Origin of the sequence: Streptomyces odontotermitis (genome assembly GCF_050510915.1) — a bacterium.
GTDB lineage: Bacteria > Actinomycetota > Actinomycetes > Streptomycetales > Streptomycetaceae > Streptomyces.
In genome coordinates this window covers 561,635-573,205 of sequence record NZ_JBNJLS010000005.1, presented here as the reverse complement: position 1 = coordinate 573,205, position 11,571 = coordinate 561,635, and the positions used below count along the sequence as shown (strand labels likewise).

The window sequence follows — 11,571 nt, the reverse complement described above, 5'->3', positions numbered from 1 at the left end:
AATTCTTCAAGGACCCCTGGTCCCAGCGTTCACGCTGGGACCAGGGGTCCTTTTTGTTTTGCTGAATTTGCCGAAGCGCGCCGACTGCCTGGCTGCGCGAGAATGACTGCGGTACCGAAGACTAGGAGTCACCGATGTCCACCAACTCTCCCGACGAGCGACCCGAGCGCGATCAGCGCCGCCGGGACAGTGGTGACCGGGACCGGGGCGGGTACCGCGGCGGACCGCGTCGCGACAACGACCGTGGCGGCTTCCGACGCGACGACCGGCGTGATGACCGTGACCGTGGCGACCGCGGCGATCGCGGTGGGTTCCGGCGTGACAGTGGGGATCGTCCCTCGTACCGGCGTGACGACCGTGACCGGCGTGACGACAACCGTGGCGGCGGGCGTCCGCCGTTCCGGCGCGACGACCGGCCGAGCGGGCCGCGCCGGGACGACCGGCGCGACGACCGCGACCGTGGCTTCCGCAGGGACGGTGACCGTCCCTCGTACCGCCGTGACGACCGCGACCGGCGCGACGACAACCGTGGCGGCGGGCGTCCGCCCTTCCGACGCGACGACCGGCCGGACCGGCGTGACGGTGGGGATCGTCCCTCGTACCGGCGTGATGACCGTGACCGCGGCGACCGCGGTGATCGTGGTGGGTTCCGGCGGGACGACAACCGTGGTGGTGGCTTCCGCAGGGATGGTGACCGTCCCTCGTACCGCCGTGACGACCGTGACCGGCGGGACAGCGGTGACCGTGACCGGTCCTCCTACCGTCGTGATGACCGTCGGGACGATCGGCGCGACAACGACCGGGGTGGGTTCCGGCGGGACGACCGTGACCGGCGCGACGTTCGTCGTGATGACCGTGATCGTGGTGAGCGGGGTGGGTTCCGGCGGGATGACCGGCCGGACCGGCGTGACGGTGGGGATCGTCCCTCGTACCGGCGTGATGACCGTGACCGCGGCGACCGTGGTGATCGTGGTGGGTTCCGGCGGGACGACAACCGTGGTGGTGGCTTCCGTGGGCGGGACAACGATCGGGGGCGTGGGCCGCGGCGTGATGACCGTGGTGGGCGGCCCGGTGGGTTCCGTGGGCGGGACGACCGGCGGGACGGGGACCGCGGTGGGTTCCGTCGCGATGACCGGGAGCGGGGCGATCGTGAGCCGATCAAGCGGCTGCCGATCCCCGAGGACGTCACCGGGCACGAGATCGACAAGGACGTGCAGCAGGAGCTGCAGAGCCTGCCCAAGGGGCTTGCCGAGGACGTCGCCAAGAACCTGGTGATGGTCGCCAAGATGATCGACGAGGACCCGGAGCTGGCCTACGGGTACGCGAAGGTCGCGCTGCGGCTCGCGTCCCGTGTGGCCGCCGTGCGGGAGGCGGCGGGCTTCGCGGCGTACGCGAACCAGAAGTACAGCGAGGCGCTCGCCGAGTTCCGGGCCGCGCGCCGCATGACCGGTGGCGTGGAGCTGTGGCCCGTCATGGCGGACTGCGAGCGTGGGCTCGGGCGGCCCGAGAAGGCCCTGGAGATGGCCGGGGCGCCCGAGGTGCACAAGCTCGACAAGGCCGGCCAGGTCGAGATGCGGCTCGTGGCCGCCGGTGCCCGGCGCGACATGGGGCAGATCGACGCCGCCATCGTCACCCTGCAGAGCCCCGAGCTGGCCTCGAACTCCGTGCAGCCCTGGACGGCGCGGCTGCGGTACGCGTACGCCGACGCGCTGCTCGCGGCCGGGCGTGAGGACGAGGCGCGCGAGTGGTTCGCGAAGGTCATCGAGTCCGACAAGGACGGCAGCACCGACGCCTCGGACCGGCTCGCCGAGCTGGACGGAGTCGAGTTCGTCGACGCCTTTGACGAGGGTGACGAGGGTGATGAGGGCGACGCCGGCGATGTCCGTGACGCGGACGGCGGCGATGGTGCGGCCAAGAGCGAGTGAACGCGTAAGCGTGTGAGCGCGTGAAATGAGGGCGGGGCTTCGATGCGACGAAGCCCCGCCCTTTTGTTGTCTGTTGTGTTTGCTCAGTCGGTGAGGCTGCGCAGCACCAGGCCCGTCGCGGGCTTCGGGCCGAACGACGTGGACTTGCGGGGCATCGTGACGCCCAGGCGGGCCAGGTCGCGGACGACTCCCTCGCGCACCGGGTGCATGAGGACGGCTGTGCCGCCGTCGCGGTCGGCCTTCTCGACCGTCGCCTCGGTGTCATGGATGTACATGATGTGTTCCGGGGCGTCCGGGATCTTCCAGATGTGGTCGAGCAGGGTCGCGTGCAGGACCGTCGCGTCCAGGCTGCGCCACGCCTCGGGCTTGTCCGCCGGGATGGTGCGGGAGAGGAGCTCGGGGGACGGGCGGTCGACCAGGTGGAAGGCGCCGTCGCCCGCGAGCACGAAGGCGTTGCCGTGCGCGGACGCCTCGGCGAGGGCTTCCAGGGCGTGCGGGAGCGGGCCCTCGACCGGGCGCACGCGGAAGGCGCCGTCGAGCGAGGCCAGGGCCTCGGCGAGAGGGAGCCGGCGCAGATAGCGGTGGATCGCGCGGACCCGCAACGGATAGCGGGCCGAGTCCACGAGCAGCACCAGGCCGTAGTCCCAGGCGCTGGGCGAGGGGTGCTCGGTGCGCAGGCGCAGGTTGGTGGCCCAGCGGTGGTGGCCGTCGGCGATCAGGGCCTGCTGGTGGGCGAGATCTGACCGGATCTGGTCCAGTTCGGCGGGGTCCGTGACGGCCCACAGACGATGGCTGAAGCCGTCCTCCGTCGTGGTGGAGAGCAGGGGCGGGCGGTGGATGGTCCGCTCGATGACCGCCGTCGCGCCCGTGGCGTTGCCGTCGCCGAGGTAGGTGAGGAGCAGCGGTTCCAGGTTCGCGGCCGTCGCGCGCATCAGGGCGGCGCGGTCCTCGACGAGGTGCGGCATGACGTCCTCGTGGGGCAGGACCACACCGTCGGCCGCCTCGGTGAGCCGCAGGGCGCCGATGATGCCGCGCTGCAGCATGTCGCCGTCGCGCTGCTCGTACACGTACAGGCTGGCGGCCGGGTCCGGGGTCAGGATGCCGTCGGCGAGCCAGGCGTCGAGTGTGTCGGCCGCCTGTCGGTTGCGGGCGGCCGGAGTGGTCGCCTGCGGCAGGATGAGGCGGACGATGTTGTGCGGGTCGGCCGACTCCAGGTGGAGCAGGCCGTCCGGCCTGACGATCACGTCGTACGGCGGGGAGGTCACGGCGGCGAGGCTGCCGACGCGCTCCGGGTCGTAGCGCAGGCCCCGGAACGGGATGAGGTCGAGACCGCCTGCGGCGTCCGTGACGTCCGTATGACCCGCGATGTTCATTGAGGCATCGTATGTGTGTCCAGGGCGTGCGAGAGGATCGGGGCAGTGGATCTCATGAGGAGCGATGTGTAATGAGCCAGACCGCGAGCCGGGCCGTGGACCAGGGCGGCAGCCGGAACGCCAGGACGCGCCCCGACGGCAGCGAGCGGGCGTTGAACGAGGCGTACGACACGGCGCTGCTCGATCTTGACGGAGTTGTGTACGCGGGCGGGCTCGCGATCACGCATGCCGTGGAGTCGCTGGCCACCGCGCGGGCGGCGGGCATGCACCTCGCGTACGTCACCAACAACGCGCTGCGCACGCCGGACACGGTGGCCGCGCACCTGACGGAGCTGGGGATCCCGACCGGGGCGGCGGACGTCATCACCTCGGCGCAGGCTGCGGCCCGGCTGATCAGCGAGCAGGTGCCGGCCGGCTCCCGGGTGCTGGTGATCGGCGGGGAGGGGCTGCGGGTCGCGCTGCGGGAGCGGGGCCTGGTGCCGGTGGAGAGCGCGGACGACGAGCCGGTGGCGGTCGTGCAGGGGTTCGGCGGGCCCGAGCTGCCGTGGGGGCGGTTCGCGGAAGCCTGCTACGCGATCGCGCGCGGGGTGCCGTGGTTCGCCTCCAACACGGACCTGACGATTCCGAGCGGCCGTGGCATCGCGCCCGGCAACGGCGCGGCCGTCGAGGTCGTCCGGATCGCGACGGGTGCCGAGCCGCAGGTGGCGGGCAAGCCGCTGCCCCCGATGCACCGCGAGACGATCCTGCGGACCGGCGCGAAGCGGCCGCTGGTGGTGGGCGACCGGCTCGACACGGACATCGAGGGCGCGTTCAACGGGGAGGTCGACTCGCTGCTCGTCCTGACCGGGGTGACCGATGGCGCGCAGCTGCTCGCCGCCGTGCCCGAGCACCGGCCGACGTATGTGGACGCGGACCTTCGGGGGCTGCTGACCGGGCAGCCCGAGGTGGTTGCGGACGGGTCCGGGTTCCGCTGCGGGGGCTGGACGGCGCGGGCCGAGGACGTGTCCCTGGAGCTGTCGGGGGACGGCGACGCGCTGGACGGGCTGCGGGCGCTGTGCGCGGTGGCGTGGACGGACGCGGGGGACGGCGCGTGCGCGCTGGACGGCGGGAAGGCGCTGGCGCGGCTCGGGCTCTGAGCCGGTCCCGTGGGGAGGGCGGGGGCGCGGAAGTCCCGTGGGGAGGGCGGGTGCGGAAGTCCCGTGGGAGGGCGGGTGCGGAAGTCCCATGGGGGGTGGGTGCGGAAGTCCCGTGGGGCTGGGTTCCCAAGTCCCGTGGGGCTGGGCGGGGCGGTCCCGTGGGGCTGATCACGGCGGAGGGTAGGCTAGCCTAACCGGGTGTTGGTCGACAGTCCCCCTGAGCCCCGCGCGGAGACCGCCCCCGCGCCGCCCTCCAGCCGCCGAGCGATACGCGTCCTCGGACTGTTCGCCTCGGCCCTGGTCCTCGCCCTCGTCGCGGCGGCGAGCATCGCGGTCGGCTCCAAGCAGCTGTCCATGGACCAGGTCTGGCACGGCCTCTTCCAGGACTCGGGGACCTTCAGCGACGTCGTGGTCGGCGAGCGCCTCGCGCGCACGCTGCTCGGACTGCTCGTCGGCGCCGCGCTCGGCCTGGCCGGCGCGGTCCTGCAGGCGTTGACCCGCAACCCGCTGGCCGACCCCGGACTGCTCGGCATCAACATGGGCGCCTCGGCCGCCGTCGTCACCGCCATCAGCTTCTTCGGGGTCTCCTCCGTGAGCGGCTACGTGTGGTTCGCCTTCGTGGGCGCCGCGCTCGTCGGCGCCCTCGTCTACGTACTCGGCGGCACCCGCAACGCGACCCCCGTCCGGCTCGCGCTCGCCGGCACCGCCATCACGGCGGCGCTCTACGGCTATCTGCAGGCCGTGATGATCCTGGACAACGCGGCCCTCGACAAGATGCGCTTCTGGCAGGTCGGTTCGCTGGCCTCGGCCAAGATGGAGACCATCTGGCAGGTGCTGCCGTTCCTCGCCGTCGGCCTGGTCGTCGCGCTCGGCCTGGCCCGGCCCCTCAACGCCATGGCGATGGGCGACGACACGGCCCGCGCGCTCGGCGCCCACCTCGGCCGCATCCGCGCCCTGTCGATGCTCTCGGCGACGCTGCTGTGCGGCGCCGCGACCGCCGCCTGCGGGCCCATCGTGTTCGTGGGCCTGATGGTCCCTCACGTGGTGCGCTCGTTCACCGGCCCCGACATGCGCTGGATCCTCCCGTACGCGACGATCCTCTCTCCCGTGCTGCTCCTGGGCTCCGACGTTGTCGGACGGATCGTGGCGCGCCCCTCGGAGCTGCAGGTCGGCGTGGTCACCGCGGTGCTCGGCGCCCCGGTCTTCATCTTTCTCGTACGACGCCGGAGGTTGGCGCAGCTGTGAAGGCGATACGCACCCGGGGCGGGCTCTCCGTCCGGCTCGACCTGCGCGCTGCCGTGGTCGTCCTCGCCCTGATCGTGGCCGCGCTCGTCGCGGGCGTCGTGCTCATCGGCACCGGCGACTTCGAGATCCCCGCCGCCGACGTCGTCCGCACCCTGATGGGCAACGGCGACGCCGGGCAGGAGTTCATCATCAACGACCTGCGCCTGCCCCGGGTCCTCGTGGGGCTCCTGGTCGGCGGCTGTCTCGGGCTCGGCGGGGCGCTGTTCCAGTCCGTCTCGCGCAACCCGCTCGGCAGCCCGGACGTGCTCGGGCTCGGGCAGGGGGCGACCGCCGGGGCGCTCACGGTGATCGTGGTGTTCCACGGGAGCGCGACGCAGGTCGCCGCGGGGGCGCTCGTCGGCGGACTCGTGACGGGTCTCGGGATCTACCTCCTCGCCTGGAAGCGGGGCGTGCACGGCTACCGGCTCGTCCTCGTCGGCATCGGCGTCGCCGCCTTCGCCACCGCCGTCAACGGCTATCTGCTCACCAAGGCCGACTTCGTCGACGCGGCGCGCGCCGTCGTGTGGATGACGGGGTCCCTCAACGGCCGGGACTGGGACCAGGTCTGGCCGCTGCTCGTGGCCTTCGCCGTCCTGCTGCCGCTCGTGATCGCGTACGGGCGTCCGCTGCGGATGCTCGAGATGGGCGACGACACCGCGTACGCGCTCGGGGTCGGCGTGGAGCGCACCCGGCTGCTGCTCCTGACCGTCGCCGTCCTGCTGACCGCGGCCGCCACCGCCGCGGCGGGCCCCGTCTCCTTCGTCGCGCTGACCGCGCCGCAGATCGCCCGGCGCCTCACCCGCTCGCCCGGGCCGAACCTGATGGCCGCGACGTGGATGGGCGCCACCCTGCTCATCGTCGCGGACTGGGCCTCGCAACGGGCCTTCGGCGCCGATCAGTTGCCCGTCGGCGTCGTGACCGGAGTGCTCGGCGGCATCTATCTGCTGTGGCTCCTCGTCACCGAACGCAAGGCAGGCCGCATATGAGGGCGGGCCGTCTGGACATGAAGGCAGGCCGGACATGAAGGCGGGCCGGACATGAAGGCAGGCCGGACATGACCGCGCAGCAGAAGAATTCCCCGCTCAGCCAGAGGAGCAGTACCGCAGTGAACCGCCTCATCGCCGACGACGTGACCCTCGGCTACGACCAGCGCGTCATCGCGGAGAAGCTGTCCGTCGAGATACCCGACCACTCCTTCACGGTGATCGTGGGGCCCAACGCCTGCGGCAAGTCCACGCTGTTGCGCGCCCTGTCCCGGATGCTCAGGCCCTCGGCGGGCCGGGTGCTCCTCGACGGGAGCGTCATCCAGTCGATGCCCGCCAAGAAGGTGGCAAGGACGCTGGGGCTGCTGCCGCAGTCGTCCATCGCGCCTGAGGGGATCACCGTGGGCGACCTGGTGGCGCGGGGCCGCTATCCGCACCAGGGGCTGCTGCGGCAGTGGTCGGGCGAGGACGAGCGGATCGTCGAGGAGTCGATGGCGTCGACCGGCGTCGCGGAGCTCGCGGACCGCTATGTCGACGAGCTCTCCGGCGGCCAGCGCCAGCGCGTCTGGATCGCCATGGCCCTCGCCCAGCAGACCCCGCTGCTGCTCCTCGACGAGCCCACCACCTACCTCGACATCCAGCACCAGATCGACGTCCTCGACCTCTGCGCCGACCTGCACGAGCAGCAGGGGCGCACGCTGGTCGCGGTGCTGCACGACCTCAACCACGCGGCCCGGTACGCCACCCACCTCATCGCCCTGCGCGACGGCCGGGTGGTCGCCGAGGGGGCGCCCTCCGAGATCGTCACGGCGGAGCTGGTGGAGGAGACCTTCGGGATGCGCTGCCAGGTCATCGACGACCCGGAGACGGGGACGCCGCTGGTGGTGCCTGCGGCGCGGGCCTCCCGGGTGAAGGCAGCGGCTAAAGCAGCGTCCTGAGGCGCAGCAGGTCGCGGAAGCCCGCCTCCAGCTTGACCCGGCCCGAGGCCCACGCCTTCGCGAAGTTCAGCTCGCCGCCGACCATCGCGACCAGGTCGTCGCCGGTCATCGCGAGCCGGATCTGGGCCTTCTCGCGGGGCGGCCCGGCGTAGGTGTCGAGCACCTCGATGCGCCCGTCCTGGAGGCGGCCCGCGAAGGTCGTGTCCAGGTCGGTGATGCGGCAGCTCAGCGAGCGGTTCAGGGCGGCGGCGCCGCGCACGTCGCCGTCGGCGGACGCGAGGTTGTCCGAGAGTGTGTCGAGTGCGGTGCGGCACTCTTCGATCGTCGCCATCGTGATCGACGGTACTCCACGGCCACGAGGTAGCGTCGTGCCATGAGCGACTCGACGCCGGGCCCGGAGCCCGAGCTCCCGCAGGCCGAGGCCGAGGCCGGGCTTCCCGAGGAACCCGCGTACGACGCCGGGGCTCCCGAGGAACCCGCGGATGACCCGGCCGCCCCCGCCCCCCTGGCCGTCCCGCGCACCCCGACAGGGAACGCCGAGGTGGACGCCCAGCTCGACCGGCTCGGCGACACCGACCACCTCGCCACGGACGGCCACATCGAGGTGTACGAGGATGTACACCGGGGCCTGCGCGACACGCTGACCGCGCTCGACGCACGCCCCGGCCCTCCCGCTCCCTCGGGGGAGCCCACCCCTACGCACGCCCACCCGTCTCCCGACCACCGCCCCTCAACGAGGCCCTTCGGGCCGCCCCAATCTGATCGGAGCTGAACCGAACGTGGCAGGAGTGGCACGCCGCCGCCTCGACGCCGAGCTGGTCCGCCGGAAGCTGGCGCGCTCGCGCGAGCACGCCAGCCAGCTGATCGCCGCCGGCCGCGTGAGCGTCGGCAAGACCCTCGCGACCAAGCCCGCGACCCAGGTGGAGACGGCCGCAGCGATCGTCGTCACCCAGGACGACAGCGACCCCGACTACGTCTCGCGCGGCGGCCACAAGCTCGCCGGGGCGCTGGCGGCGTTCGTTCCGCTGGGCCTCGAGGTCGAGGGGCGGCGCGCGCTGGACGCGGGCGCCTCCACCGGCGGGTTCACCGATGTGCTGCTGCGCGCCGGGGTGGCCCATGTCGTCGCCGTCGACGTCGGCTACGGCCAGCTCGCCTGGTCGCTGCAGAGCGACGACCGGGTCACTGTGAAGGACCGTACGAACGTACGGGAGTTGACGCTCGACGCCATCGATGACGTTCCCGTCGACCTCGTCGTCGGCGACCTGTCCTTCATCCCGCTCGGCCTGGTGCTGCCCGCCCTGGTGCGGTGCGCGGCGCCCGACGCCGACCTGGTCCTCATGGTCAAGCCGCAGTTCGAGGTCGGCAAGGAGCGGCTCGGCAGCGGCGGTGTGGTGCGCAGCGCCGAGCTGCGGGCCGGGGCCGTGCGTGAAGTGGCCCGGCAGGCATGGGGACTTGGCCTCGGCGTGCGGGGCGTGACCGCCAGCCCGCTGCCCGGACCTTCCGGAAATGTCGAGTACTTTCTGTGGCTGCGCGCCGGGGCGCCCGAACTGGACCCGGCGGACGTTGACCGTGCCGTGGCGGAGGGGCCCCGTTGACTGAGTTGACTGACACCCGAGCTCGTACTGTTTTCCTGCTCGCCCACACCGGACGGCCTGCCGCCATCCGCAGCGCCGAACTCGTCGTCGAGGGGCTGCTGCGCAGCGGCATCGGGGTGCGGGTCCTGGAGGCGGAGGCGGCGGACCTGCCCCTTCCGTCGTCGGTGCAGCTGGTCAAGGAGGCCACACCCGCCTGCCTGGACGGGTGCGAGCTGCTGATCGTGCTCGGCGGTGACGGGACGCTGCTGCGGGGCGCCGAGTTCGCGCGGGCCTCCGGGGTGCCGATGCTCGGCGTGAACCTGGGCCGGGTCGGCTTCCTCGCGGAGGCCGAGCGGGACGACCTGGACAAGGTCGTCGACCGGGTCGTCACGAAGGCGTACGAGGTCGAGGAGCGCATGACCGTCGACGTCGTCGTGCACAGCAACGGCGACGTGGTGCACCGCGACTGGGCCCTGAACGAGGCCGCCGTGCAGAAGATGTCGGCCGAGCGGATGCTCGAGGTCGTCCTGGAGATCGACGGGCGGCCGGTGACCGGCTTCGGCTGCGACGGCATCGTGTGCGCGACGCCGACCGGCTCGACGGCGTACGCGTTCTCGGCGGGCGGCCCGGTGGTGTGGCCCGAGGTCGAGGCGCTCCTGATGGTCCCGATCAGCGCCCACGCCCTGTTCGCCAAGCCCCTGGTGACCTCGCCGGACTCGGTGCTCGCCGTCGAGACGCAGCCGCACACGCCGCACGGGGTGCTCTGGTGCGATGGGCGCCGGACCGTCGAACTGCCCGCCGGGGCGCGGGTGGAGGTGCGGCGGGGCGCCGTCCCGGTGCGCCTGGCCCGGCTCCACCACGCCCTGTTCGCGGACCGCCTGGTGGCGAAGTTCGCGCTGCCCGTGGCCGGGTGGCGGGGGGCACCGCACTGAGTCGTGCGGCTCCTGGTCGTCGTACGGCTATGACTGCTGCGCCGAGGCGATGGCGCGCCCCCGCAGGGCGGCGCGCACCGGCAGCCCCGTCGCCAGCGAGGTCAGCAGCAGGACGCCCCCGCCGATCCCGGCGAGCACCGGCAGCGGCACGTACGGCACCGGCGAGCCGTACAGCGTGCTGAGCATCGGGGCCAGCGTCACGAAGGCGACGGCGGCGCCGAGGAGCAGGGCCGTGCCCGCGACGACCACCGACTCCCAGACCGCCATGGCCCGCACCTGCTCGCGCTGGGCGCCGACCACGCGGAGCAGGGCGAGGTCGCGGCGGCGTTCGAGGGAGATCATGGCGAGGGTGTTGGCGGCGGCGATCGCGGCGAAGCCCGCGTACAGGGACGTGCCCACGTAGTCGAGCCAGATCTCGCCCTTGCTGCCGCCGGAGCCGGTGTGGTGCGCGGCCGTCGTATGCGTGGCGATCTTGATCAGGCCGAAGCCGACGACCAGCACGAGCGGCACCACGGCGGCCGCGAAACGGCGGGGCTGGGAGCGGACGTTGAGGGTCGCGAGGCGCGCGCTGGTGCCGCCGAAGCGGCCGACGAGGGCCGAGACCAGGCGGGCCGCGGGCCCGATGATGCGCGGCCCGAGCAGACCCACGCCGAGGCAGAAGAGCAGCAGGACGAAGAACGCGGCCTGGCCCGCGTCCTCGGCGGACTGCCGGGTGAGCAGGACCGAGAGCGCACAGGCGCCGAGCACCGCGAGCACGCCGAGCGGCGCCCGCACCACGCCGAGGCGGCGCCGTCCCGCGGCGGCCTCGGCCAGGGCGCGGGCGGGCTTGAGGAGGGAGAAGCGGAGTGCGGAGAGCAGGCCGCCGAGCACCGACGTCACCACGGCGACACCGAGGCAGACGGGCAGCGCGAGCCAGCTGAAGCGGAAGCTCACCTCGGCCGGGAACAGGCCGTGCGCGACCATGCCGGCGGCCCACCAGCGCGCCACCACACCGCCCAGGAGGAAGCCCGCGAACGCGGCGGGCACGGAGGCCATGAGCGCCTGCACGGCGACGGCCCGGCGGACCTGGCGGGGGCGGGCGCCGATCGTGCGGACCAGGGCGAGCTCGCGGTGCTGCTGGGCGACGGCCGTGCCCATCGTCGAGGCGATCACGAAAATCGACAAGTAGATCGAGCTCATCAGGAGCACGACCGCCATGTCGCCCACGTCGTTGGCCGTCATCACCTTGCGCGCGTGCGCGGAGAGCCCGTCGCCGCTCGTGACGAGGAGCATCATCATCGAGGCGCTCACCACGGTCGCCGCGAACAGCGCGGCGACGGCGGTGCCCACGAACGCCGGGCGGTGGGCGCGCAGTGCGGCCCGGGCCAGTCCTGTACTCATGTCCACCAGGGTGGTGGGGCGGGGGCCGTGGGCGCGATGGGGCGGG

At 72.9% G+C, this 11,571-nt stretch carries 12 protein-coding genes; 8 read left to right on the top strand and 4 right to left on the bottom strand.

The window, feature by feature from the left end; translation table 11 throughout:
• Positions 1 to 128: 128 nt before the first annotated feature.
• Positions 129 to 1,196 (bottom strand): hypothetical protein, encoded by a 1,068-nt coding sequence (locus ACQB60_RS18580; RefSeq protein WP_496927116.1) that lies wholly within the window; start codon positions 1,194 to 1,196, stop codon positions 129 to 131.
• Between ACQB60_RS18580 and ACQB60_RS18575 the strand changes: the two genes are divergently transcribed.
• On the top strand, positions 1,167 to 1,925 hold the full coding sequence (locus ACQB60_RS18575; RefSeq protein WP_496927114.1) for a tetratricopeptide repeat protein: 759 nt from the start codon (positions 1,167 to 1,169) through the stop codon (positions 1,923 to 1,925). The two genes, ACQB60_RS18580 and ACQB60_RS18575, sit on opposite strands and share 30 nt — an antisense overlap.
• Positions 1,926 to 2,008: 83 nt before the next feature.
• Here the strand turns inward: ACQB60_RS18575 and ACQB60_RS18570 are convergent, their stop codons facing one another.
• The gene (locus ACQB60_RS18570; protein WP_496927090.1) at positions 2,009 to 3,298 is read right to left on the bottom strand and encodes a DUF1015 family protein; all 1,290 of its coding nucleotides are present in this window, start codon (positions 3,296 to 3,298) and stop codon (positions 2,009 to 2,011) included.
• Positions 3,299 to 3,369: 71 nt separating this feature from the next.
• Here ACQB60_RS18570 and ACQB60_RS18565 point away from each other — a divergent pair, with 71 nt between their 5' ends.
• From ACQB60_RS18565 to ACQB60_RS18550, 4 genes are all read left to right on the top strand, one after another.
• The gene (locus ACQB60_RS18565; protein WP_496927089.1) at positions 3,370 to 4,434 is read left to right on the top strand and encodes an HAD hydrolase-like protein; all 1,065 of its coding nucleotides are present in this window, start codon (positions 3,370 to 3,372) and stop codon (positions 4,432 to 4,434) included.
• A gap of 198 nt (positions 4,435 to 4,632) precedes the next feature.
• The gene (locus ACQB60_RS18560) at positions 4,633 to 5,679 is read left to right on the top strand and encodes a FecCD family ABC transporter permease (RefSeq protein WP_496927088.1); all 1,047 of its coding nucleotides are present in this window, start codon (positions 4,633 to 4,635) and stop codon (positions 5,677 to 5,679) included.
• A complete protein-coding gene (locus ACQB60_RS18555; protein WP_496927087.1) occupies positions 5,676 to 6,704 on the top strand; it encodes a FecCD family ABC transporter permease in 1,029 nt (342 codons plus the stop codon). Before ACQB60_RS18560 ends, ACQB60_RS18555 begins: the two co-directional genes overlap by 4 nt.
• Before the next feature lie 68 nt (positions 6,705 to 6,772).
• A complete protein-coding gene (locus ACQB60_RS18550; protein WP_496927086.1) occupies positions 6,773 to 7,639 on the top strand; it encodes an ABC transporter ATP-binding protein in 867 nt (288 codons plus the stop codon).
• On the opposite strand, the gene ACQB60_RS18545 is transcribed toward ACQB60_RS18550, so the two are convergent.
• Complete coding sequence (locus ACQB60_RS18545) at positions 7,623 to 7,970, bottom strand: SCP2 sterol-binding domain-containing protein (RefSeq protein ID WP_496927085.1); 348 nt, start codon at positions 7,968 to 7,970, stop codon at positions 7,623 to 7,625. The genes ACQB60_RS18550 and ACQB60_RS18545 overlap by 17 nt on opposite strands.
• A 42-nt stretch (positions 7,971 to 8,012) precedes the next feature.
• Between ACQB60_RS18545 and ACQB60_RS18540 the strand changes: the two genes are divergently transcribed.
• Genes ACQB60_RS18540 through ACQB60_RS18530 form a run of 3 tightly spaced genes read left to right on the top strand, consistent with a single transcriptional unit; the run spans position 8,013 to position 10,145 of the window.
• Positions 8,013 to 8,411 (top strand): hypothetical protein, encoded by a 399-nt coding sequence (locus tag ACQB60_RS18540; RefSeq protein WP_496927084.1) that lies wholly within the window; start codon positions 8,013 to 8,015, stop codon positions 8,409 to 8,411.
• Between the two features lie 7 nt (positions 8,412 to 8,418).
• Entirely contained in the window at positions 8,419 to 9,234 is an 816-nt protein-coding gene (locus tag ACQB60_RS18535) for a TlyA family RNA methyltransferase (RefSeq protein ID WP_496927083.1), read from the top strand.
• Between the two features lie 5 nt (positions 9,235 to 9,239).
• Positions 9,240 to 10,145 carry an NAD kinase gene (locus tag ACQB60_RS18530; protein ID WP_384846155.1) on the top strand — a complete coding sequence of 302 codons (906 nt, stop codon included), beginning with the start codon at positions 9,240 to 9,242 and terminating at the stop codon, positions 10,143 to 10,145.
• A 27-nt stretch (positions 10,146 to 10,172) separates the two neighbouring features.
• Here ACQB60_RS18530 and ACQB60_RS18525 read toward each other — a convergent pair whose 3' ends face one another.
• Positions 10,173 to 11,525, bottom strand: coding sequence for an ABC transporter permease (locus ACQB60_RS18525; RefSeq protein WP_496927082.1), 1,353 nt, complete (start codon positions 11,523 to 11,525; stop codon positions 10,173 to 10,175).
• Between the last annotated feature and the right edge of the window lie 46 nt (positions 11,526 to 11,571).

Excerpts from the sequence above, each read along its gene's own strand:
- ACQB60_RS18550 (WP_496927086.1), top strand. The coding sequence starts at position 6,773 with ATGACCGCGCAGCAGAAGAATTCCCCGCTCAGCCAGAGGAGCAGTACC.
- ACQB60_RS18545 (WP_496927085.1), bottom strand. The coding sequence starts at position 7,970 with ATGGCGACGATCGAAGAGTGCCGCACCGCACTCGACACACTCTCGGAC.
- ACQB60_RS18565 (WP_496927089.1), top strand. The coding sequence starts at position 3,370 with ATGAGCCAGACCGCGAGCCGGGCCGTGGACCAGGGCGGCAGCCGGAAC.
- ACQB60_RS18540 (WP_496927084.1), top strand. The coding sequence starts at position 8,013 with ATGAGCGACTCGACGCCGGGCCCGGAGCCCGAGCTCCCGCAGGCCGAG.
- ACQB60_RS18525 (WP_496927082.1), bottom strand. The coding sequence starts at position 11,525 with ATGAGTACAGGACTGGCCCGGGCCGCACTGCGCGCCCACCGCCCGGCG.
- ACQB60_RS18570 (WP_496927090.1), bottom strand. The coding sequence starts at position 3,298 with ATGAACATCGCGGGTCATACGGACGTCACGGACGCCGCAGGCGGTCTC.